Genomic DNA, 21884 nt, shown 5'->3' on the forward strand with positions numbered 1-21884 from the left:
CCATGCCTGCTTTTTCCTACCAAGCCATTGACGAACAGGGGCGCCAGCAAAAAGGCGTCATAGAAGGTGACTCGGAGCGCGCGGTGCGCGCCGATTTGCGCGGCCGTCATTTAAAACCCATCAGCGTCAAACCCGCCGGGCGCAATCCGGGCACGGCGGCGGCTACCTCGGGTTTTAGTTTCAGCCTGCCCAAGTTTCACCGGCGCATTAAAGATGCGGATTTAACGGTTATTACGCGCCAGTTGTCGTCACTGCTTAACTCCGGCATGCCGCTGGTGGAAGCGTTGCAAAGCACGGCCAATCAGCAACGCAAACAGGCGCTGAAAGAAATGATCTTGCAGGTGCGCTCGCGTGTGCTCGAGGGTCACAGTTTTGCACAGGCGCTGGCCGAGGCGCCCTACGCCTTCGACAGCATGTACCGCGCCCTGGTGCGCGCCGGCGAAAGTGCCGGCTACCTAGGACCAGTGCTCGATCGCTTGGCCACCTACACCGAGTCCACTTTTGAAACCCGCCAGCGGGTAAAAATGGCGATGATCTATCCAGTGGTGCTGCTGGTGGTGAGCTTTGGCGTGATTGCCATGTTGATGACCTTTGTGGTGCCCGAGCTAACCCAGGTGTTCGCCCACAGTCACCGGGAGTTGCCCACGCTCACTAAGGTGTTGATTGTGGTGAGCGACTATTTAAGCAACTACGGCTTGTGGAGTTTACTGGCGCTGTTGCTGTTTATTATGGGGTTGCAAAAATGGCTGCAGAAACCCTCGCGCACCTACGCTTGGCACAACATTATTTTGGGCATGCCGGTGTTTGGCGAAATCAGCTCGCAAATTAACTCCGCGCGCTTTGCCTCCACCTTAAGCCTGCTCACAGGCAGTGGTGTGCCGCTGCTAGACGCCATTAAAATTTCTACGCAGGTGATGAGCAACGCGGTGATGGCGCGCGCCAGTGAAAAGTTGGCGGTGGACGTGCAAGAGGGCTCGTCGCTCTCGCGCGCCATGGAAAAAACCAAACTGTTTCCGCCGCTGTTAGTGCAGATGACCGCCAGCGGCGAATCCAGCGGCGACCTGGATAAGCAATTAGAACACGCGGCGCGCAATATGGACCGGGAGCTGGAATGGCGCCTGGCCTCGGCGCTCGGCATTATGGAACCCATGGTGGTGGTTATTATGGGCATTCTGGTGACGGGTATCGTGATGGCCATTTTGCTGCCGATTTTTGAAATGAACACGATGGTTTAATGTTGAGGGTGATGTCATGAACAAACCAATGGTCGCACAGCGCGGCTTTAGCTTGATCGAAATTATGGTGGTGCTGGTGATTCTCGGGCTGCTAATCAGCATCGTGGCCCCCAATGTTTTGGATCGTGCCGACGGTGCGCGAACGCAAAAAGTATTTGCGGATTTCAAATCCATTGAGACGGCACTCAAAACCTATCGACTGGATAACTTCATGTATCCCACCAGCGAGCAGGGTTTGGATGCACTGGTCAGTAAGCCGTCGCTGGACCCAATGCCCAAACGCTACCCGGCCAACGGTTACCTGGATTCGCTGCCCAAAGATCCCTGGGGCAATCCGTATTTGTACTTGAGCCCCGGTGAAAATGGCGAAGTGGATATTTACACCCTGGGTGCCGATGGCGTGGCCGGTGGCGAGGGTCAGGCTGCGGATATTGGCAACTGGCAGTCCATGAGCGACTTTGAGTCTTAAATTACCGTGAAACGCGCTGCCGGATTTACGCTGATCGAACTGATGGTCGTGCTGATGTTAATCGGCCTGGCCATCGGCATGGTCAATTTGAATCTGGGTGGCAATCAAGAGCGCCAGGCGCGCCAGTTTATCGACGACAGCTTCCGCCTGCTGCGCTACGCCGATGAAAACGCCGCACTGCAGGGCGATTTACTGGGCTTACAATTGGAAACCGCCATCGACGGTACCCTCGAAATGACCTGGCGCCGTTATCGCGGCGGCAGTTGGGTGCCCGCCGAGCCGCCTTTTGTAGATCAGCAACTGCCCGAGCCGCTGACCTTTGAGCTGCGCATCGACGAACAGCCCGTAGACCTCAACAAAAAAGCCCAAACACCCCAGGTGGTGTTCAGCGGCAGTGGCGAAATATCCAATTTCGAAATGCGCTTTGCGCTGGCCGACACACCCATGGGGCTGATCACCGTGGATGTAACCGGCGATCTCGTGCAGGCAGATAGCTATGAACCCTGAGCGCGGCTTTAGCTTGGTTGAAGTTTTGGTGGCGCTGATGGTGGTGGGAATGGCGCTGCCGGCGCTGCTCGGCCAGATGCAATCGCAAACCAGCAGTCAGGCGCTGCTGCGCGATAAAACCCTGGCGCTCTATGTGGCGCAAAACAAAATTGCCGAATACCGTCTCTTAAAAATGCAAACCACGGTGCAAGGCGGTGCCAAGATTGCCAGCTCGGAAAGTGGCGAAGCAGAAATGGCCGGCGTGCGCTGGTTCTGGCGCACCACCACAACCAATTTTTCCGACATCAAAGCGCAGCAGGTGGAAGTGGCGGTGGGCCTGTCGCAGGACGACACCCTGGCCTCGGTGACGGCGGTGTTCAATGAATAGTGCACGCCTGCGCGGGTTTACCCTGGTCGAAGTGTTGATTGCCATTTTTATCGCGGCGCTGATTGCGACGCTGGCGGTGCAATCGCTGAGCTCGGCCACCTCGGCCATGGAGCGGGGTAAAAGCCTGGGCGATCAACTGGCTGAATTGGATCGCTTTTTTCTGGTATTGGAACAAGACCTGCGCACCGTGCGCGCCGGCCGCGATTTTAAATTTGCCGCCGAAGCCGTTAGCCAAAGTTTATCGGGCGCCTCGGCCACGGCCGACGATACTTTTTTGGGGTACGGCGAGGCCTTCGAGACGCAAGACATTAAACAACAGCGCAAAAACCTGCTGGCCGACGTGGACCTGGACCACCGCTTTTTACGCCTGGTGCGCGGCGACTGGGTCAACTTTGGCATCCGCCCGCGCAGCGATTTACAGGACGTCACTTACGCTTGGCACAAAGGCGCCATCTGGCGTTTTTTTCGGCCCATCGACAGCGAAGTGTTTGGCGACTCGCTACCCAGCGATGAGGTGTTTTACGAAGACATTTCCATGGCGCGCCGGCTGGTGACCCAAGTGGATAATCTCACTCTGCGTTTTCTCGCGCCCGGCGGTACGCCCACTGATCGCAGCAGTTGGACCGACAGCTGGCCGCCCGTGGCGGGACGCACCGGCGGCGCCAGCGCGTCAGTCCTGCCCACCGCCGTTGAAGTGGTGGTGGAGTTACAAAATCTGGGCGAGATTCGCCGGGTTATTTTGCTGGGAATTGAAAGCTGATGCGGCGCCAGCGGGGAGCCGTACTCATTTTGGCGCTGCTAATTGTGGCGCTGGTGGCGACGTTGGCGGTGAACTACGCCAGTCAGATGTTGCTGGTGCAAGCCCGCGCCGAAAATCGCCTGTACGGTGCCCAACAGGATATCTACGCAGACTCCATGATCGACATGGCCAAGCGGCTGCTGAAAGAAGACGCGCCCGAGCTCGACCATCTGAACGAGGACTGGGCTTTTCCCGGGGGCGCCAGCTACAGCGTGGAGGGTGGTGTGGTGCAAGGGGCACTGATCGATGCCCAGGCGGTGTTTAACATCAACAGCCTCAACACGGTGATCGTCGATAAGCCAGACCCACTGGACCCGCAGCGGTTTTCTGAGCCGCAACGGCGCTTTATCCGCTTCCTGCAAACCTTTGACGGCAATCAGACCAGCGGCAAAAGCAAGGATGCCGAGCCAGATCCCAATGCCGAACCGCCGCTGGTGATCGACATCAACCAGGCGGTGATGATTACCGAGGCCATTGTCGATTGGATAGACGGCGATGATGCGCCCACGGGCTATGGCGGCGCCGAATCCCTGCAGTACCAGCAGACGGGCGTAACCTGGGTGCCGCCCGATGGCCCCATGGAATCGGTGGAGGAGCTTAAGTTGGTGCAGCACATCACGCCGGCTATCTACCAGGCCATTCGCCCCTTTGTGACTGTGCTGCCGGGCAACGATGTGCCGCTCAATCTCAACACGGTGCAGGAAACTAAAATTTTACAAAGCTTTAACCGCAGCGACCAATTGACGCCGCTAAACGCCGATGACTTGGGTGCCTTTTCGAGCTGGCGCGGCGACGAGGGCTTTGCCACCAGCGAGGCCTTTAAAACGCAGGCCGATTTTCAGGCGCTGCTTAACGGCGGCAATCTGGATACAGTTGGCCTCAGTGTGAACACTCAGCATTTCTGGTTGAATGTGGAGGTGCAGTTGGCCGATAAGGTGATCACTAGGCGTATGCTCTTGCAGCGTACGGGTGCGGATATTAAGGTTTTAGCCCGTTATGCCTCGGGTCAGAGTACCGCAATGCACGCCCTGATGGCGCCGACCGACGCTCAGTCGCAAGAGCGCGCAGACGAGGCCAGCGGCGACCGCGATCAAAAGGACAGCCGCAACCGAGACGACCGCTCGGAAGGCCGAGACGAATCAAACAATAAGCGATAGCACCATGACAACAGACGCGCTGGCAAGCCCGGCACCCTCAGAAACGCAGGCCCGCGACGACCTTTATACGGCCGACGTCGCGCTCTCGGGGCTCTACTTGTACCCGCTGGCGGCGCCCGCGAGCGAAGACGATAGCGCCGAACCCCAGTACCGCTGGCGCCGACGCGACGCGGGCGAATGGTTCGCCATGGGCGAAGGTGACATCAACCAGTTGGTGGCCGAGGTCAGCCCCTGGCCGGCACAGGTTATTTTAGTGCTGCCCGGCCATCAGGTGGTGACCCGGCGGGTGGCCGTGGCGCCCGGCGAGCGGCGCTACTACAAAAAGTTGGTGCCCTTTCAGCTGGAAGACGACATTGTCACCGATGTCACCGAACTGCACTTTGTGTTTGGCCCGCTGGATATGGACGCCGTGGATCTGGCCTATTGCCAGCGCAGGGTGCTGGATAGCTGGCTTACGCCTTTCTACCAGCGCGAGCTGCCGGTATCGCACATTGTCAGTGCGGCGGCGCTGCTGCCGGTACCGGCCGAGGGCGAATGGCTGCTGTTGCGCGACGACGCGCACCTCTACTATCGACTGTCGGAAACACGCTACGGCACAGTGCAACCGAGTCTGGCGGGTCTGTTTCTCGGCAGTCTGGTGGCCCGAAATGAGCGTCCACAGGCACTGCAATTACTGGCCAGCACGCCCGAGCAGCTAACAGAACTGCGCGCCCTGTTGCCCGCAAGTCTGGCACCGCTGGTGGCCAATCAGCGTTTGGCGAGCACACCCTTGGCGGCCCACCGGCAGACGCCGAATCTGGCGGTAGATCAGTACTTTCCCCGTATCCCCCTTAAGCGTTGGCTGTCCCTGGTGAAGGTGCCGGCCCTGCTGTTGGGCGCGGGGCTGGCGGTGCATCTGTTGGTGGCGCTCACCGAATGGCACACCGCCAGCCGTCACACTGATGAGTTGAAGACCGCTATCACCGAGCGCTACCGCGCCGCCGTGCCCGTAGGCGCCATCAGCGATCCGTTAAAACAATTGCGCAACCAGGTGAACCGGGCCGGCAGCAGCAGCCAGGGTAGCAACGCCCTGCAGGTCTTGTCGCAAACGGTACCGGTACTCACCGCCATCGACGGGGTCGAGGTCAAGAACCTGCAGTTTGTCAACGATGCCCAGGAGCTGCGGTTGACCATACAAGCCCCGGCGCTGGCGGATATTGAGTCGCTTAGCAGCCAGTTCAAGGGGCGCGGTTACGACGCCCAAGTGCTGTCTGTGAATGTGAACAATGGCGTCCATCAGGCGCGTATGAAGGTGACCCGCAAATGAATTTAAACGAGCAATTATCGGCCTTGATGTACGGTCGCCCACTGCGCGAGCAGGCGTTACTGGCCATTGGCGGTATCGCCGTGGCTTTAATGCTGGTCTGGATGCTGGTGGTGGTGCCCATTAATAACTTGCGCGACGACGCGGTCAACACGCTGGCGCGCACACAGCTCACCTATGCCGAAGTGGATAAGCTGGCCGCACAACTCGAGGCCAGCCGTGGCGAAGGGCGCAGCAGCCAGCGCCCGAGTGGCAGCATGACCGAGTTGATCGACAGCAGTCTGCGCAAACAGGGCTTATCCATTCGGGGCATCCAGCCCGGCCAACAGGGCGAAATGTTTGTGCGCCTGGAGGCTTCGCCCACCCAGGCGGTGTGGCGCTGGCTGTACGAAATGGAAAACGTGGCTGGGGTGACTATCAACGAACTGACCATAAACCCCACGGAAAAAGAAGGCTGGGTGCTGCTGACAGCGCGCCTGGCACAGCCGCGCTAAGGGCGTCGCTGTTACCGGATATTAAGAGAGCAACATGAAGTATTGGCGTTGGATTTTCGTGGGATTTTTGATGGTGTTGGCCTGGCTGCTCTGGCTGGCGCCCGCCAGCTTGATGGCCAGCCTCGCCGCTACCGGCGGCCTGCAGTTGCAGGGCGTGAGCGGCAGTTTCTGGTCGGGCTCAGCGGAATCGGCGCGCTTGCAGCTGGCGCCTTACAAGGGTCGCCAACTGGTATTCGACCTGGGTGAATTTGACTGGCAACTGCAGCCGGCCGCGCTCTTGACGCTGCGCGCCTGCGCCCAGGTGCAGGCGTCCTTGAAGGCGCAGCAGCTAAAAGGGCAAGCGTGTCAGAGCTTGACGGGCAGCACTCGCGTCACCGATGTGCGCCTGCAGCTGCCGGCCAGCTTTCTGCGCCTGATGGTGCCGGTGGAGGCCGCCGGACAATTACAGTTGGCCATCGACGAGTTGCAGTTGTCGGGTCAGCAGGTGGTCAGCGTCAACGGCAATGGCCGGGTCGCGCAGTTTGCGCTGCAACTGGACAAAGACTGGCAAAACTTTGGCGCCGTGGATTTCCAATTGCAGGGCGGCGAAGGCAAGCCCTTTCTCGCCGCGCTCACCAGTGAAGACCAAGCCATTGCCTGGCGGGCTGAAAGCGACCAGCTGACACTGGGTCGGGCGGGCCTGGAGGCGATGATCCAGTCAGAGTTGCGGCTGTCGGAATCCTACCGCTTGCAGTGGGGCAACGCCCTGGCGCTACTGGGTTTTGAAGAGCGCGACGGCGCCTACCACCTGGAAACGCGCCTACCATGAGGTGTGCGCTGTTGTGCCTGCTGCTGTGCGTGGCAAGTTGCGCCCGCGCCGAGTGGCACTACCAGCAAGCGGCCATCATGGGTACCGATATCACCGTCTACCTGTGGCACGACGACCCGGTCCAGGGCGAGCTGGCGGCCGCCGAGGTAATGGCCGAAATGCGTCGCATCGACCAATGGCTTAGTCCCTGGATCAGCACTTCCGAGCTCTATCAGCTGAATGCCAGCGCCACCCAGGCGCCTGTGTCCGTCAGCGCCGACATGGTGCAGATGCTGGACAGGGCTATTTATTACGGCCAGCTCAGCCAGGGCGCATTTGATGTCACCTTTGCCTCGGTGGGCTTTCGCTACGACTACCGCGCCGGACAGCAGCCCAGCGACGACGAGCGCGCGCGCCTGCTGCCGGCCATCGACTATCGGTTGATTGACTTGGATCGCGACCGGCGCAGGGTTCATTTTCGGCACCCGGATCTGCGCATTGATCTGGGCGGTATTGCCAAGGGTTATGCCGTGGATCGCGCAGTGGCACTGTTGCGGGCGCGCGGCGTGCAACACGCGTCGGTGAGTGCCGGCGGCGACAGTCGCGTAATCGGCGACAAGCGCGGCCGGCCCTGGGTGGTGGGCATTAAAAACCCGCGCGCGGCCGACGCCGTGGCGCTCAAACTGCCGCTGACCGACACAGCGCTGTCGACCTCGGGCGACTACGAGCGCTTTTTTATTGACGATAATGGCGAGCGGGTGCACCACATACTGAATCCGCGCACCGGCAAGGCCAGTACCGGCGTCATGAGCGTCACTGTGTTAGGGCCCGCCGGTTTCGATACCGACCCGCTGTCTACCACGGTGTTTGTGCTGGGGGTGCAAGCTGGTTTAGCGCTGGTAGAAACCCTGCCAGAATTTGATGCCATAGTGATCGACGTCAAGGGCAGGGTGCACTACAGCAGCGGCCTGCGGCCGCCAGAGGCGCAATAGTCGCTTCTTTTCGCCGAGCGGGATGCGTAGAATCGAGCTTTTGTGGCCTGCGGCAAAGATTTTGCACGCAGGTACCCCTAGACTGTGGTCTGTTTTTGTCTCTGCAATTTGCGTTTCTGAGCCTACGGGCAACGAGGCGCTAGGGGCGACAAAACGCACACTGAATTACGCGCCAATACAAGGGATCTTCAGGATGTTTAATCGCACAGGGTGGCTGGCAGCTTTGCTTTGCTCACTGACTTTGGCAGTTCACGCGCAACCGGCCAAGGCCCAGGACGCCAGCGATGTCGAATCGCTCAAACAGCGAGTGCTGGAACTCAATCGCGATCTGCTGATTCTGGAGGAGGAGTTGCTCTTTCCCGCCACTACCCAGGTGAGTGTGTTCCTGTCCATGGATGTGGGGCAATTCTTCCGGCTCGACTCCGTCAAGCTGTTAATTGACGACGAGCTAGTGGCCAGCCACCTCTACACAGAGCAGCAGTTGGACGCGCTGTTTCGCGGCGGCGTACAGCGCCTGTATATGGGCAATCTGAAAGCGGGCGAACACGAAGTGAGTGCCGTCTTTGTTGGCCAGGGGCCAGATGGCCGCGACTACAAGCGCGGCGCGCGCTTGACCATCGACAAAGACGAAGATCCCAAGGTACTGGAAATCCGCATCAACGACTCCACGGCACGCATGCAACCCGATTTCGATATCAAGGAATGGGATAACTGATTGTGAAGTTGCGTTGGGGTAAAGCCGCCGCTCGGATCGCCGCCGGGTTGACGCTATTGACCGTGGCCACACAGGGCTCGACAAAAGACAGTGACTCACTGCCCAGCAGTGTGGCGGATCTCCGCTATGGTGTCACTTTGTACGAGTACTACCAAAATAATTATTTTGCCGCGCTGAGCGAGCTGATGGTGGCCGATGCCCGCGGCGGTATTCAGGGGCATCAGGACAATCCGGCCATCATTGCCGGCGCCATTGGCCTGGCCTTTGGTATGGAAGATCGGGCTGGACGCGCTTTCAGCGAACTGCTCACCGAAAACAAGCCGCTCAATGTGCGCGACACAGCTTGGTTTTATCTGGGTAAATTGCAATACCAACAAAGTGACTGGGCCGGCGCCGAGCAAAGTTTTAATCAAATTTCAGCAGAGATCGACAGCCGCCTGGCGCGCGAATTGGCGGCCATGCGGTTGCAAATTTTATTGCGCAACGACGATTACAAAGAGGCCAAAGCGCTATACGCCACGCTGCCCGAAATGGGCGATTGGCACGAGCTGGTAAACTACAACCTGGGCGTGGCACTCGGGCGCGAAGGCGAGGCCATCGAAGCCCAGAAATACTTGGCGGCTGTGACTGCCACGCCCTTGAAGCACAATCCCGTTGAACAAAAGTTGCAGCGCGCCCTGCGCGATCGCGCCTACACCGCCAGCGGCTACGTACACCTGCAACAGGGCGAATACCAGAAAGCCGTGGCCGCATTTCAAAAGGTGCGCCTCACTGGCCCCTACTCTGATCGCGCCCTGTTGGGTTTGGGATGGGCTTGGGCATCGCTGGAAAAATACCAGCAGGCGCTGGCCCCCTGGCAGCAATTAAACGCGGGTTCGCTGCAACAGGTGAGTGTGCTTGAGTCGTTGCTGGCAGTGCCCTATGCCTACGAACAACTGAATGCCGATGTAGCAGCGCTGGAAGCCTACGAGGGCGCCGAACAAATTTTTGTGCGCGAACTCGATAAAATTGCACAGTTGCGGGCGCAATTAAGTGATCAATACCTGTTGCAAGTCATTGGTGGCGCCGACAGCAGCCGCAATCAAAGTTGGTTTGCCCTTGATGCCTCAGTGGCACTGCAACCTGAACTGGCCTATTTGTCGGAAATTTTTGCCCGTAACGATTTTCAGGCGCGCGTGCAAGCCGTGCGGGATTTACTGTTTTTGCAATCCACGCTGGAACAGTGGCAGCGCAAACAGATTATCTACACCGACTTACTGGTTCAGCGCGGTGCACTGCGCAGTGAAAAAGTAGCGGCTATGCAAGCCTCGGGAAAAATGCAATTAGAGGGTGAATTGCGCGAACAGGCCAATGGCCTGGCTGGTTGGATCATGCAGGTGGAAAAAAATCGCGACTACTTAGCGTTGGTCACCGACGAGCTCCGGCTCGAGCAGCAGGCCATGGTCGAGAGCGCCCAGGCGCATCTGGACGCATTGACGGCTCAGGGCGAAGACATGGCGTGGGAACAGCAACAGGTAGCTTTTTACCGGGGCGTTTTACTGTGGCAGGCGCAAGAACAATTCAGCGAAAACCTCTGGTCGCAAAAGCGTGCCCACACCACCTTAAAAGCAGAGCTAGATACATTGGCCAACGCCCGAGACTCACTGCAAAAAGCCATCGACGAGGCGCCCGAAATTTTACCGTACCAGCAGCGCATGGCGGCATTGGATCAGCGCCTTGCCGCGGAAACGGTGGCCCTTGATCGCCAGTTGGCGGCGCAGGAAAACGCGTTGCGCGAACAGGTGCTGGCCGCCTTGGACGCGCAGCAAACGCGCATTAAAAATTACTTGGCCCGCACGCGCTTGAGCGTTGCGCGCCTGTACGACGAGCGGTTGAAGCAGTAATGGCAGTGGCGAAATTCTCTATGCGACCGCTGGCCCTGGCCCTGTCGCTTTCCGGTGTGTTGGCTTTGTCGGCGTGCAGCTTTATGGACGACGAGCTGGTAGACACCAGCCCTAAGCTAGAGACTCTACAACCGGCGCGCTTGCCGGAAGTCAAACCCATCGTGGCCGATACCGAACTCGAAGCGGTACAGCGCCGCTATCTGTCGGCGCTGGAAGTGGCCGAAGACGAGCGCATTAAACGCGATATTCACGAGCGCCTAGCCGAGTTGGCCATGTTGCGCGCCGAGCAAAAGTTGCTGGACGGCACCGAAGACCCCGCGCCCTATTTTGCCGAGGTGATTACCCAGTACGAAGCGTTGTTGAGTTATTCCATGGACGAACTCTACAACCCCGCAGCGCGTCAGGAAGCCATATACCAACTCGCCAAAGCCCATGCGCTTACCGGCAACACCGAGGCGTCAAATCGGGTGTTAGCGGATCTAACCGAACAACACCCCGAGGGTGATTTTGTTGCCGAGGCCCAGTTTCGACGCGCCGAGGCGGCATTCAGCGCGGGCGATTATATCACCGCCGCCGAGGGCTACCAGTCGGTGGTGGATGCCGGGCCCAATACGCCCTATTTTATTAATGCCACCTACATGCACGGCTGGAGTATGTTTAAGCGCGGCTGGTATACCCAGTCGCTGGAGTCCTTTACCGCGGTGCTGGACCGCCTGTTGCCACCCGGTAGTAGCACCGACAAGTTGACCGCCACCAATAAAAACTTGTTGAATGACTCGCTGCGGATTATGGCGGTGACCTTTTCCTACCTGGATGGGCCAGACACCATCGAGCAGACCTACGTCGATATTGGCAAGCGGCATTATCACCACATGCTGTATCAATCGCTGGGCGAGTTGTATCTGGAAAAGGAGCGCTACCGCGACAGCGCCGATACCTACGGCCACTATGTGGCCCACAACGAATTGGATGAGCACTCACCCAAGTTCTCGGTATTGCAGATCGATGTTTACGGCCAGGGCAATTTCCCCTCGCTGATATTGCCGGCCAAGGAATCCTTTGTGCGCAATTACGGCTTTACCAGCGCCTACTGGACCAGTTTGACCGAGGATGCACGCGCCCCGATTCGCACCTACTTGCACACCTACCTAGAGGAATTGGCCAGCTACGAACACGCCAGCGCACAACAGGCCCAGGTCGATATCGGTAAACTGAAATCGACCGAGCGCGCCAAGCTGGAGCCGGCGCTGGTGGCCAAACGCGCGCAGCACTACGCCCAGGCGGCCCTTTGGTATTCGGAATTTATTGCCACCTTTCCCGACGATGAAAAAACGCCCGAGATGGCATTTTTGATGGGCGAGGCGCTGTATGAGGCCGGCAAATTGGAGGCGGCCTTCACCGCCTTCGAACAAGTGGCCTATCAATACCGCTCGGAGCAGCGGGGCTCAACCGCAGGTTACAGCGCCATTCTTGCGGCCACTGAAATACTGACCCGCGACAGTCTCACTCCGGAGGATCGCGAGGCCTGGGGCGATTTAAAAATTGCCAGCGCTCTGCGCTTTGCCCAGGCTTTCCCGCAGGATGCGCGCGCCGCCGCTGTGCTCACCCAAGCGGCCAACGAACTACTGGCACAGGGCAAACCAGAGGATGCGATTCAGGCGGCCCTGCAAGTGACGCAGTGGCAACCACAACCGGCTGCCGATTTGCGTAAAACCGCGTGGCTGGTGTTGGCGCAAAGCTACTACGACACATCGCAATACACGCTGGCCGAGCACGCCTATCAGGAAGTGCTGGCCTTGTTGCCCGCCAACGACCCGGCGCGCGCGGACATAAATAATCGAATTGCCGCCAGCGTGTACAAACGCTCGGAGCAACTCATCGCCGCCGGCAGTATTGCCGAGGCCGTCGATCAGTTAACCCGCGTGCAAACCCTGGCGCCCAACAGCGACATTGCAATCAGTGCGCAGTACGATGCCGCCAATTATTTAATGGACCTCGAACGCTGGGACGAGGCCGAGCGCCTGTTGCTGGATTTCCGCAAGCGCTATCCCGATCACGCGTTAACAGCTAGCATTACGCCGAAAATGGTGTTGATCTACGAACGCAGTGAAAATTGGTCGCAAGCGGCCGATGAATTGCTTAAGCAGGCCCGCAATAGTCAGGATTCTGCGCTGCAACAACAGTCGTTGTTCGTGGCCGCCGAGTACTACGAGCGCGACGGCGACACGGCGCGCGCCATTAATTTTTACCGCGAGTACGCGCACAACCATCCGGAACCCTTCAACCAGAACTTAGAGGCGCAATACAAACTGAGCGAACTCTATAAGCAAGAAGGCAATACCCAGAATCGCGACTACTGGTTGCGCAAACTCATTGAAAGCGACCGCACCGCCGGCGATCAGCGCAGCGATCGCTCGATTTACCTGGCCGCTATGGCCACCAGCGTGCGGGCCGACGATTTTTATCAAACTTTCGAAAGTATTCCGCTGCGCTTGCCGCTCAAGACCTCGCTGGCCAAAAAGAAAAAAGCACTGCAAGACACCCTGGGACTGTACCAGGGGTTATTGCAGTACGGTGTGGCCGAATACACCACCCAGGCCAGCCACCGTATTGGTGCTATCTACGCCCAACTCAGTCGCGATTTGCTGGACTCACAGCGGCCCCAGGGCCTGGATGAACTAGAACTAGAGCAGTATGAAATTCTGTTAGAGGAGCAGGCCTTCCCCTTTGAAGAGCAGGCCATTGAGATTTTTGAAGCCAATGCGCAGCGGGCCTGGGCCGGCACCTACGACGACTGGGTAAAACGCAGCTTTACAGAACTTGAGCGGTTGCTACCGGCGCGCTATCGCAAGGCCGAGTCGATATTGGAGGTCAGCGATGTACTGCACTAAACCGGGCCTGCTGGCACTACTGCTATTGCTGACGGCTTGCGCCACCGGCCCGAAGCAACCCGCCGATAACACTCAGCCCACGGAGGGCGAGCCGACCCACGAAGTCGCCGCTGAGCCGGGCGCCATAGTCGCGCGAGTACCCACACCCAATCCCTACGCCAATCAGCCGGAGCCCGATGATCCCGCCGTGCGCGGACTGCAAGAAAAAGCCGCAGCGGCCATGGCCAAGCAGCAGTGGAGTAGCGCCGAGCCGCTGCTGTTGCAGGCCATTGCCCAAGGCCCGAATTATTCGGGGCTCTACTACAACCTGGGCATGGTGTACTACCGCCTCAATCGGCCGGCCGACGCCGAAAGTCAGTGGCAGAATGCCATTGCTATCAACGACAAGAATATCTATGCCTATAATGCCCTGGCACTGCTGAAACGCGAGGCCGGCGATTTTGCCGCCGCCGAACAGCTCTACCAAAAGGCGTTGGCCGTGTGGCCCGACCACGCCGACAGCCACAAGAATCTGGGTATTTTGTACGATCTGTACATGGGCCGTCTGGCCGACGCACTCACCAGCTACCGGACCTTTCAGGCACTGCAACCAGAACCTGACCGTTTGGTAAGCGTTTGGATTGTCGATATTGAGCGGCGCCTGCCGGACACGCCGGTCGCCATCGAGGCACCGGCCGCCGAGTCCACTGAACCCGATGAGGAGGCTAACCCATGAACCTGCGCACTGTGTACAGTTTGCTGTTAATGGGACTGGCGCTGCCGGCCTGGGCGCAAGACGTTACCCTGGGCACCACGGTCACCGGTAACCAGGAGCAACCAAAGGTGCTCTACATCATTCCCTGGCAAAACGCCGAGCGCAGTGAAACCTTGCAGGGCGCTATGGATTCCGCGCTCGACGATGTCTTTATGCTGGTAGATCGCAACGAACTAAAACGCGAAATTCACGCCATCGAAACCCTGTTACCCAATACCCAAAGTCCAACTATTGTTGATCACTGATATTTGAAAACCGAGGAACCTTTTATGGATTTCATCAACACCGTACTCCGCTTCTTTCAAGATGGCGGACCTTTTATGTACCCCATTTCCCTCGTGTTAGTGGTGGGCCTGGCCATTGCGCTCGAGCGCTGGTTGTTTTTAACCCACGCAAAAATCAGTAACCGCCGGGCCTTTGACCGCATACTGCCGCTGCTGTCTAAGGGCGAATACAAAAAAGTTGTGGCCATGGGCAACAGCGAAGATGCGCCCGTTGCGCGCATGGTTGCCTCGGGCGTGGCCCGCATGGCGGAATCCCAGCGTCGCGATGACATCGAGCTGGCCATGGAAGAGGGTGTGATGGAGGCGGTTCCACGCCTGGAAAAGCGCACACCCTACCTGGCCACACTGGCAAATATTGCAACGCTGTTAGGTCTGCTGGGTACCATTATCGGTCTGATTGCGGCCTTTACCGCAGTGGCCAATGCCGATCCTACAGAAAAAGCTACGCTCTTGTCGCAGTCCATTTCCGTGGCCATGAACACCACCGCCTTTGGTTTGATTGCCGCCATTCCGCTGCTGTTATTGCACGCCATGCTGCAAACCAAAACCACTGAAATTGTCGACAGCCTGGAAATGGCGGGCGTGAAATGCCTGAACCTGATGGCCAGCGCGCGCGCCGTGGCCACCAAAACGCGCACGCAAGACACAGCACAGTAGCCTGTTCGGACAGCGCGAGCTGTCGTCGACAACGCAACATTGAATAAAAGGTTTAACGCATGTTGAGACCCAAACACAGACACAAGCAAGAGGCGGAGCTCGACATTACGTCGTTCATGAACCTCATGATCGTGCTGGTGCCAGTTTTGCTGCTCTCCATGGTGTTTTCGCATATTACAGTTCTGGACTTAAAACTGCCCGACCTGGCTGCCGACCCGACCTCCGCCCCGGAAACACCCGACCAGTACACGTTGGAAGTGGTGATCTACCCGGAAGGCTTTGTGGTCAACCAACCGGCCGGTCGCAAGTTGCGCGCCATTCCGGCGTTGGAAACGGGCGAGCAGGACTACCAGACCTTGTCCGATATTTTGCAGGCAGTGAAGGCACGCCTGGAAGAATTGGGCCAAGAAAAGCGAGACATAGTGGTGCTGTCGCAAAAAAATACCGACTATCAGACACTGGTATCTGTCATGGACACGGTGCGCTCTTTTAAAGCGGTGGTGGCGGCAAACGAAGTAGATGCAGAGCTGTTCCCCGATGTTTCACTGGGCGATGCGCCGAGCAATATCGGCTTTGACGCGGCGCCTGTTGCAGAAGGGGGTAGCGCGCCATGAAGCAATCGCTAAGAGCCAAACGCATGGCCAAGCACCATAAGCGGGCCAAGAATCAGTCTAAGCTGAACCTGGTATCGCTGATGGACATTTTCACCATATTGGTGTTTTTCCTGTTGGTAAACTCCTCCGACGTGGAAGTGCTACAAACAGATAAATCCATTACCTTGCCAACCTCCAGTGCAGAAAAAATGCCCGACACCACTATCGTGGTGCGCGTCAATGAAACCGATCTACTCGTAGGTGGTCGGCCGGTGGCAAAGGTGCAGGATCTGGTAAACGAGCCCGGCAATAACATTGCCGCTCTGGCACAAGAATTGAAATTTTTGAGTGCCAATGCGCGGCCGCTAACGGAAGAGGAGCAGATACAGGGCAGGGCGGTGACCATTATGGGTGACAAGGCCATTCCCTATACGCTGCTGAAGAAAGTGATGGCCACCTGCGCCGAAAACGAATACCGCAATATTTCATTGGCTGTCTCTAAGGCGAGCGATGAAAGTGCGGCAACGGACAGCTGAGGCGGGGATTATGCAAGCAAAGAGAACGGCTATCATTAAGCCCAGTTTGCTCCTGCCCTGGAGTTCACTAGAGCAGGACAACGAGCGCTACAAAAAAATCCTCATCGCGTTATGCGTGGCATTTTTGATTTTGGGTATCGTTGTTCCGCTCATCAATGTGCCTGAAATAACGCGCGAGAAAGCGGCTCAACTGCCACCGCAGTTAGCGAAAATTATTTTGGAGAAAAAAATACCGCCGCCACCGCCGCCCAAACCAAAGGAGCCTGAAAAGCCCAAGGAAGAGCCTAAGGAAAAACCCAAGGAAAAGCCCGAGGAAAAGCCTAAGGAAAAACCTAAGGAAATTGAGCCGCCCAAGCCCGATGTAGCCAAGGCGCGAGAAAAGGCGGCCAGCTCCGGATTGCTGCAGTTTCAGGACGACCTGATGGATATGCGCGAAGCGCTCGACGCCTCAGACGTGGCTAGCGCTAACATTACCCGCGGTGCTGCCGAAGCTGAAAAGCTCGATCGCTCCATGATCACCAGCGGTGCTAAATCCACGTCGGGTGGTATCAGCAATGCCGCAGTCAGTCGCGATACCGGTGGCGTGGCGCTCAGTGGCCGGGAAACCACCAAGGTGGACTCCAAGCTGGCTGCCGGTGGTACGGCCGTAAAAGCCAGCAAGAATAACCGCGATGTCTCTGGTCGCAGCGAGGAAGAAATTCGCCGCGTCATGGACAAAAACAAAGCGGCCATTTTTGCTATTTACAACCGTGCGTTGCGCAAAAACCCCACCCTGCAGGGCAAGGTAGTAGTCAAAATGGTGATCGAGCCCAACGGTCAGGTGAGCGCCGCCAGCCTGGTGTCGAGTGACCTGAACGACCCCGATCTAGAGAGTAAAATCTTGTCGCGCTTGAAGCTGATCCGCTTTGCACAGGAGAACGTGACACAAACGTCACTGAACTACTCCTTCGACTTCCTGCCTTACTAATAGACAGGGAAAATCGACCACTTTACGAAGCCGGCTTGCCGGCTTTTTTTATTTCTCTACCCCTATGGCGAAGGCGAAAAAACAGGCGTAGATTATCTTTGTGTCTCCCAGGACGGGTGACACGCCTGTGCAAGTTGACACCTGCTGGGCGCTTGAGTTGCTTTACGGGCAAAGGCTCAAAATTAGGGAGAGCAGCGCCGTGTGGCCACCCCATGTAAAGGCACCTACCCCATTCTTGGCTTTGTTGGCGGTGTGTGTCTGTCTCGTCGCGATTGGCGTGTTGGATTACGTCACTGGCGCCGCTTTGTCTTTTTCTTTGTTTTACCTGTTGCCGGTCATGTTGGCGGGTCGTTGGTTGGGTTACCGGGCCGGCGTATTGGTGGCTTGCCTGTGCGCATTAGCCTGGTATGTCATTGAGTCCTTTGCCCAAACGCCCGACACGTCGCTCTGGGTGGCGGTGTGGAACGGCTTGGTGCGCCTGTGCTTTTTTCTGCTCTTTAACCACATGCAGGAGGTGATTTTGTCGACCTTGGCGCGCGAGCAACAACTGGCGCGCACCGACGATTTAACCGGCGCCATGAACAGCCGCCAATTTCACGAACGGCTCGAGCAAGAAATTGTGCGCCATCAGCGCTTCGATCAATGGCTCACTGTGGCCTACGTGGATGTCGACGATTTTAAGGCGGCCAATGACAGCGGCGGCCATCGATTGGGAGATGCACTATTGCGACGGATCGTGCAGGTGTGTCAGTCTACGCTGCGCAAAGTAGACAGTGTGGCGCGCTTGGGGGGCGATGAATTTGCCCTGCTTTTGCCCCAAACCGATGTCTTGGCGGCCCAGACTGCATTGGCCAACTTGCAGGCGGCTATCAATGCGCAGCTCGCCAGCCAACCGCCGGCTGTGACCGTGAGTATTGGCGCCGTAGCCTGCCAGCGGCCGGCGATGGGGGCCGACGTACTGCTGAGTATGGCCGATGCTTTGATGTACCGCGTGAAACAGCACGGAAAAAATGGCCTGCTCTGCGAATCGATCAAAGACGTCACCCATCGCGCCAGTACCGAGCGCGGCGTGCTAGGTTGACCGCTATACTCGACGCGTGACTGTGCGCTTCAGCCGCAACGACCCACCTGTTCACCCATCCATTGCTCCGTCCACATCGACGAGGAAAATCATAAGTCATGAAATTTTTGTTTGCGCTGCTATTGGGGCTGAGTTTATCCGCCCTGGCCGAAGATGAACTGCAGCTGCGCCTGGACGCTTGGCAAGCGGGTTTTACGCCTACAGCACTAGGTGTTCGCGTGCAGCAGGCCGACGCGCTGCAGCAATTTTATCAGCAGCGGGCATTTCAAGGGCTCTGGGTCGTGGAAAATTCGTTGACCACTCAAGGCCGACGGTTAATTGAGGTGCTCCAGACCATAGATCGCGAGGGTCTATTGCCCGCTGATTATTCGGCCCACCGCTTGGCCCAGGCTGCGCCAGATTCCGTTGCGCCGCTGTCATCGCCCGTCGACACGGAGTTACTGTTGAGCGACAGCTTTCTTACCCTGGTGACGCACTTGCAAGGCGGAAAGGTGTCGGCGCTGCAAGTGTTATCCGATCAATTGCCCGCACCGCGCAACCTCACGCCTGCGCTCCAGCGTCTGGAGGAGTTGGCTGCAGGTGCTGCGTTGGATGACGTGCTCAATCGCGTGCGCCCCAATCAACCGCGCTATTTTCGATTGATTAGGGCCTTGGAAAAACTCCGATCGTTCAGCGAACATCCTTGGCCTGCTTTCGCGTTGCGGCCCTCTATCAAAGCCAACGGCAAAGACCCGCGCCTGGCCGATATTGCCGCGCGGCTGGTACTATTGGGGGATCTGTCGGCGAGCTGGCAGGCGGATCATCTGGATGTCGAGCTGGCGACTGCCGTGCGCAATTTTCAAAAGCGTCACGGTCTGCAAGAAGACGGAGACATTGGGCCGGAAACCTTCAGTGCTCTGAACGTGACGCCCGCGGAGCGCGCTCAGCAGATTATTGTCAACCTGGAGCGCTGGCGCTGGTTAGACAGCGACTTGGGTGACCGGTTCTTGCTGGTAAATATCGCGGGCTTTGATTTGCGCCTTATCGAAAACAACGACAGAATCATGCAGCAGCCGGTAATTGTTGGGCGCGATTATCGCAAAACGCCGGTGTTTTCCGACCAGGTGCGTTACCTGGTATTTAACCCCACCTGGACGGTGCCCGCCAAATTGGCTATTCAGGACAAGTTACCCGAAATTCAAAAAAATCCTCAGTACCTGTTGGACTATGGCTTTACCGTATATCGCGGCGGCAGCGCTGAAGTTGTCGATCCCTCCACCGTGGACTGGCATGCGGTAAACCGCAAAAATTTTAATTTTCGCTTAGTGCAGGCGCCAGGCCCATTGAATGCCTTGGGGCAGGTTAAATTTATGTTTCCCAATGCGCACGACGTCTACCTGCACGACACACCGGCGCGCGAATTATTTGATAAGCATCAGCGCGCATTCAGTTCCGGTTGTATTCGCGTTGCAGATCCCATGGCATTGGCTGTGTTGTTGCTAAACGAGGAAGGTTGGACACGAGAAAAAATCGACGCAATAGTGGCCTCCGGCGTAACCACCACGGTTCACCTGAAAAAGCCAGTACCCGTGCACATTGAATACTGGACTGCCTGGGTCAACAGCAGCGATACCCTGCACTTTAGAAGCGATATTTACCGACGCGATCCGGCGCTGTTGCAAGCGCTGACTCAACCTTTAATCAGCGCTATAGACGCGCCGGGAGTGCCGTCGCTATGACATCATTGAATGACGCCTTTGTTTTCGTTTTGCGCGCATTGTGCTTGTGTGGCTCCATGACAATTGCGCCGCTAAGTTTCGGGTTCGATCCACAGCTTGCGCCTTTCGCGGTGTCGCTCAATGGCCGTGCGCTGGACAATGCCATTGGATTTCAGCCTATTTTACCGGAGCAAATGATTCACTTTGCCTTTGCAGACGATCAGGATTACGAGTTGATTGTTGGCGATATGAGCCAGCCAAGCAAACAGAGACGCATTGATTGGCGCGCGCCGGCACAGCCTGGCTACTTGCCATTAACGCTAGTGCAGCGCGCCACTAACATGCGCATCGCACTGCAGGTCTTTGTCTTGGTGCCGGCAAAAGAAGTTAAGCAGGGCAAATTAAAAGGTTACCGCATTGGCAATTATCCGCCGGCCCGCAATGGTTTACAAAGCTACGCTCCGCCTATCGGCTATATCGAGGTGCAGGCCAACATGTTGGATTTGAAAATTTCGCCGCACTTTACCCTTGGGCAGTTTTTATGCAAGCAGGCCAGCGGCTACCCAAAATTTGTCGTGCTGCGCCCGCGCCTGTTGCAGAAACTGGAATTGTTGCTGCAGGATATTAACGCCCAGGGTATAGACGCAGACGGCCTGGTGGTGATGAGCGGCTACCGCACACCCTACTATAACCGCGCCATAGGCAACGTTTCTGCTAGCCGTCATTTGTACGGTGGTGCCGCCGATGTGTACGTGGATATTGCGCCGAAAGACGGCGTGATGGACGACCTGAACGGCGACGGTAAAGTCAGCCTAAAAGATGCAACTTACCTCTACCAGCGGGCAGACACGCTGGTAAAGCGCACCGGCCGCAAAGATCTGGTGGGTGGCGTGGGACGTTACGACAGCAACAGCGCCCACGGTCCCTTTGTTCATGTCGACGTGCGTGGATCTAGGGCGCGCTGGGGACTCGATTAACGGCCCGGCTGCAACGCCCCAGTTGCGGCGATAAACCGGCGTGCTTAGAAGGCCCAACTGAGGCCGGCGCGCACGGTGAAATTTTGTTTGCGCGCGCCCTCTGCGGCCAGCATGTCGCGCGTATTGCCGTAGCTGGTGATCCAATTAACGCCGACGTAAGGCTTGAGCTGGGGCGAGTGGATATAGCGCAGGCGCACGCCTAGCTCCAGGGTGCTCAGGCCTTGCCCAACGCTGGTTTCCACATCGTCTTTGCTGTTGAATACCAGTTCGGCTTTCGGAATCAATTTCAGGCGCGGCTGCAATTCCCAGAAATGTTCGGCGCCCAGTAGCAGGCTTTGATTATCGCGGTGGGCGTAGCCTGTCACTTCAAAGGCTGTTCCCTGCGCGTTTTCACCGCTTAGCGAAAGCACGGCCCAGTTGCGCTGTGGATCTGGATAGGTGTCGTTGCGCAGACCAGCGCGCAATTGCCAGCTGTCGTTGATGGCTTTTTGCACCAATAATTGCAATTCGTGCGCGCCTAAGTGGCGATTCGGGACCTCTGCACTGGTTTTTAATACCAGCGCCTTGTCGGCCGCATTGCCGTAGAATAATTCGCCATCCCATAGCGCTAAACCTTGGCTGCGCAGTTCCAACTGATCGAACTCACCGGAAAAACGCGCCTCTTGAGCCTGTAGCGATGCCGCACACAGCGCCGACAACACAGCCAAAAATTTTTTCAACAGTAAGCTCCAAATGTGAG

Annotated in this window: 23 protein-coding genes; 22 read left to right on the forward strand and 1 reads right to left on the reverse strand. The window is 57.5% G+C overall.

Going from position 1 to position 21884, the window contains the following annotated elements:
* Window positions 1–2 precede the first annotated feature (2 nt).
* The 22 genes from gspF (at window position 3) to ACW8F6_RS08365 (ending at window position 21145) form a co-directional block, all read left to right on the forward strand.
* Window positions 3–1235, forward strand: a complete 1233-nt coding sequence (gspF, locus tag ACW8F6_RS08260; RefSeq protein ID WP_491575381.1) for a type II secretion system inner membrane protein GspF — start codon at window positions 3–5, stop codon at window positions 1233–1235.
* A 16-nt stretch (window positions 1236–1251) separates the two neighbouring features.
* A complete protein-coding gene (gspG, locus tag ACW8F6_RS08265) occupies window positions 1252–1704 on the forward strand; it encodes a type II secretion system major pseudopilin GspG (RefSeq protein ID WP_491575382.1) in 453 nt (150 codons plus the stop codon).
* A 6-nt stretch (window positions 1705–1710) separates the two neighbouring features.
* The gene (locus ACW8F6_RS08270) at window positions 1711–2211 is read left to right on the forward strand and encodes a type II secretion system protein (protein ID WP_491575383.1); all 501 of its coding nucleotides are present in this window, start codon (window positions 1711–1713) and stop codon (window positions 2209–2211) included.
* Window positions 2201–2578 carry a type II secretion system minor pseudopilin GspI gene (gspI, locus tag ACW8F6_RS08275; protein WP_491575384.1) on the forward strand — a complete coding sequence of 126 codons (378 nt, stop codon included), beginning with the start codon at window positions 2201–2203 and terminating at the stop codon, window positions 2576–2578. Before ACW8F6_RS08270 ends, gspI begins: the two co-directional genes overlap by 11 nt.
* Entirely contained in the window at window positions 2571–3338 is a 768-nt protein-coding gene (locus tag ACW8F6_RS08280) for a type II secretion system protein GspJ (protein WP_491575385.1), read from the forward strand. The genes gspI and ACW8F6_RS08280 overlap by 8 nt, the downstream gene beginning before the upstream one ends.
* The gene (locus ACW8F6_RS08285; RefSeq protein ID WP_491575386.1) at window positions 3338–4534 is read left to right on the forward strand and encodes a type II secretion system minor pseudopilin; all 1197 of its coding nucleotides are present in this window, start codon (window positions 3338–3340) and stop codon (window positions 4532–4534) included. Before ACW8F6_RS08280 ends, ACW8F6_RS08285 begins: the two co-directional genes overlap by 1 nt.
* Window positions 4535–4538: 4 nt before the next feature.
* Window positions 4539–5840 carry a type II secretion system protein GspL gene (gene gspL / locus ACW8F6_RS08290; RefSeq protein WP_491575387.1) on the forward strand — a complete coding sequence of 434 codons (1302 nt, stop codon included), beginning with the start codon at window positions 4539–4541 and terminating at the stop codon, window positions 5838–5840.
* Entirely contained in the window at window positions 5837–6331 is a 495-nt protein-coding gene (locus ACW8F6_RS08295) for a type II secretion system protein M (RefSeq protein ID WP_491575388.1), read from the forward strand. The genes gspL and ACW8F6_RS08295 overlap by 4 nt, the downstream gene beginning before the upstream one ends.
* Before the next feature lie 34 nt (window positions 6332–6365).
* Window positions 6366–7139 carry a type II secretion system protein N gene (gspN, locus tag ACW8F6_RS08300; protein ID WP_491575389.1) on the forward strand — a complete coding sequence of 258 codons (774 nt, stop codon included), beginning with the start codon at window positions 6366–6368 and terminating at the stop codon, window positions 7137–7139.
* On the forward strand, window positions 7136–8110 hold the full coding sequence (locus ACW8F6_RS08305; RefSeq protein ID WP_491575390.1) for an FAD:protein FMN transferase: 975 nt from the start codon (window positions 7136–7138) through the stop codon (window positions 8108–8110). The genes gspN and ACW8F6_RS08305 overlap by 4 nt, the downstream gene beginning before the upstream one ends.
* Window positions 8111–8303: 193 nt before the next feature.
* The gene (locus ACW8F6_RS08310; protein ID WP_491575391.1) at window positions 8304–8825 is read left to right on the forward strand and encodes an AraC family transcriptional regulator; all 522 of its coding nucleotides are present in this window, start codon (window positions 8304–8306) and stop codon (window positions 8823–8825) included.
* Between the two features lie 2 nt (window positions 8826–8827).
* Complete coding sequence (locus tag ACW8F6_RS08315; protein ID WP_491575392.1) at window positions 8828–10708, forward strand: tetratricopeptide repeat protein; 1881 nt, start codon at window positions 8828–8830, stop codon at window positions 10706–10708.
* A gap of 5 nt (window positions 10709–10713) precedes the next feature.
* Window positions 10714–13599 (forward strand): tetratricopeptide repeat protein, encoded by a 2886-nt coding sequence (locus ACW8F6_RS08320; RefSeq protein ID WP_491575393.1) that lies wholly within the window; start codon window positions 10714–10716, stop codon window positions 13597–13599.
* Window positions 13586–14314: a tetratricopeptide repeat protein gene (locus tag ACW8F6_RS08325; protein ID WP_491575394.1), complete on the forward strand. Its 729-nt coding sequence runs from the start codon at window positions 13586–13588 to the stop codon at window positions 14312–14314. The genes ACW8F6_RS08320 and ACW8F6_RS08325 overlap by 14 nt, the downstream gene beginning before the upstream one ends.
* Window positions 14311–14598, forward strand: coding sequence for a hypothetical protein (locus tag ACW8F6_RS08330; RefSeq protein ID WP_491575395.1), 288 nt, complete (start codon window positions 14311–14313; stop codon window positions 14596–14598). The genes ACW8F6_RS08325 and ACW8F6_RS08330 overlap by 4 nt, the downstream gene beginning before the upstream one ends.
* A 24-nt stretch (window positions 14599–14622) precedes the next feature.
* Entirely contained in the window at window positions 14623–15294 is a 672-nt protein-coding gene (locus ACW8F6_RS08335) for a MotA/TolQ/ExbB proton channel family protein (RefSeq protein WP_491575396.1), read from the forward strand.
* 62 nt (window positions 15295–15356) lie between these two features.
* Window positions 15357–15908, forward strand: a complete 552-nt coding sequence (locus tag ACW8F6_RS08340; RefSeq protein WP_491575438.1) for an ExbD/TolR family protein — start codon at window positions 15357–15359, stop codon at window positions 15906–15908.
* Window positions 15905–16423, forward strand: coding sequence for an ExbD/TolR family protein (locus ACW8F6_RS08345; protein WP_491575397.1), 519 nt, complete (start codon window positions 15905–15907; stop codon window positions 16421–16423). Before ACW8F6_RS08340 ends, ACW8F6_RS08345 begins: the two co-directional genes overlap by 4 nt.
* Window positions 16424–16433: 10 nt before the next feature.
* Entirely contained in the window at window positions 16434–17390 is a 957-nt protein-coding gene (locus ACW8F6_RS08350; RefSeq protein ID WP_491575398.1) for an AgmX/PglI C-terminal domain-containing protein, read from the forward strand.
* 304 nt (window positions 17391–17694) lie between these two features.
* The gene (locus ACW8F6_RS08355; RefSeq protein WP_491575399.1) at window positions 17695–18471 is read left to right on the forward strand and encodes a GGDEF domain-containing protein; all 777 of its coding nucleotides are present in this window, start codon (window positions 17695–17697) and stop codon (window positions 18469–18471) included.
* 98 nt (window positions 18472–18569) lie between these two features.
* Window positions 18570–20189: a L,D-transpeptidase family protein gene (locus ACW8F6_RS08360; RefSeq protein WP_491575400.1), complete on the forward strand. Its 1620-nt coding sequence runs from the start codon at window positions 18570–18572 to the stop codon at window positions 20187–20189.
* Window positions 20186–21145 (forward strand): D-Ala-D-Ala carboxypeptidase family metallohydrolase, encoded by a 960-nt coding sequence (locus ACW8F6_RS08365; protein ID WP_491575401.1) that lies wholly within the window; start codon window positions 20186–20188, stop codon window positions 21143–21145. The genes ACW8F6_RS08360 and ACW8F6_RS08365 overlap by 4 nt, the downstream gene beginning before the upstream one ends.
* Before the next feature lie 44 nt (window positions 21146–21189).
* Here ACW8F6_RS08365 and ACW8F6_RS08370 read toward each other — a convergent pair whose 3' ends face one another.
* Window positions 21190–21864, reverse strand: a complete 675-nt coding sequence (locus ACW8F6_RS08370; protein ID WP_491575402.1) for a copper resistance protein B — start codon at window positions 21862–21864, stop codon at window positions 21190–21192.
* Window positions 21865–21884 lie beyond the last annotated feature (20 nt).

This window comes from Simiduia sp. (assembly GCF_058345725.1).

What these genes read in the sequence shown, in the direction of transcription:
- ACW8F6_RS08280 (WP_491575385.1), top strand. Translation starts at nt 2,571, where the DNA reads ATGAATAGTGCACGCCTGCGCGGGTTTACCCTGGTCGAAGTGTTGATT.
- ACW8F6_RS08325 (WP_491575394.1), top strand. Translation starts at nt 13,586, where the DNA reads ATGTACTGCACTAAACCGGGCCTGCTGGCACTACTGCTATTGCTGACG.
- gspL (WP_491575387.1), top strand. Translation starts at nt 4,539, where the DNA reads ATGACAACAGACGCGCTGGCAAGCCCGGCACCCTCAGAAACGCAGGCC.
- ACW8F6_RS08305 (WP_491575390.1), top strand. Translation starts at nt 7,136, where the DNA reads ATGAGGTGTGCGCTGTTGTGCCTGCTGCTGTGCGTGGCAAGTTGCGCC.
- gspG (WP_491575382.1), top strand. Translation starts at nt 1,252, where the DNA reads ATGAACAAACCAATGGTCGCACAGCGCGGCTTTAGCTTGATCGAAATT.
- ACW8F6_RS08360 (WP_491575400.1), top strand. Translation starts at nt 18,570, where the DNA reads ATGAAATTTTTGTTTGCGCTGCTATTGGGGCTGAGTTTATCCGCCCTG.
- ACW8F6_RS08295 (WP_491575388.1), top strand. Translation starts at nt 5,837, where the DNA reads ATGAATTTAAACGAGCAATTATCGGCCTTGATGTACGGTCGCCCACTG.
- gspI (WP_491575384.1), top strand. Translation starts at nt 2,201, where the DNA reads ATGAACCCTGAGCGCGGCTTTAGCTTGGTTGAAGTTTTGGTGGCGCTG.
- ACW8F6_RS08330 (WP_491575395.1), top strand. Translation starts at nt 14,311, where the DNA reads ATGAACCTGCGCACTGTGTACAGTTTGCTGTTAATGGGACTGGCGCTG.
- ACW8F6_RS08285 (WP_491575386.1), top strand. Translation starts at nt 3,338, where the DNA reads ATGCGGCGCCAGCGGGGAGCCGTACTCATTTTGGCGCTGCTAATTGTG.
- ACW8F6_RS08335 (WP_491575396.1), top strand. Translation starts at nt 14,623, where the DNA reads ATGGATTTCATCAACACCGTACTCCGCTTCTTTCAAGATGGCGGACCT.
- gspN (WP_491575389.1), top strand. Translation starts at nt 6,366, where the DNA reads ATGAAGTATTGGCGTTGGATTTTCGTGGGATTTTTGATGGTGTTGGCC.
- ACW8F6_RS08345 (WP_491575397.1), top strand. Translation starts at nt 15,905, where the DNA reads ATGAAGCAATCGCTAAGAGCCAAACGCATGGCCAAGCACCATAAGCGG.
- ACW8F6_RS08350 (WP_491575398.1), top strand. Translation starts at nt 16,434, where the DNA reads ATGCAAGCAAAGAGAACGGCTATCATTAAGCCCAGTTTGCTCCTGCCC.
- ACW8F6_RS08365 (WP_491575401.1), top strand. Translation starts at nt 20,186, where the DNA reads ATGACATCATTGAATGACGCCTTTGTTTTCGTTTTGCGCGCATTGTGC.
- ACW8F6_RS08310 (WP_491575391.1), top strand. Translation starts at nt 8,304, where the DNA reads ATGTTTAATCGCACAGGGTGGCTGGCAGCTTTGCTTTGCTCACTGACT.
- gspF (WP_491575381.1), top strand. Translation starts at nt 3, where the DNA reads ATGCCTGCTTTTTCCTACCAAGCCATTGACGAACAGGGGCGCCAGCAA.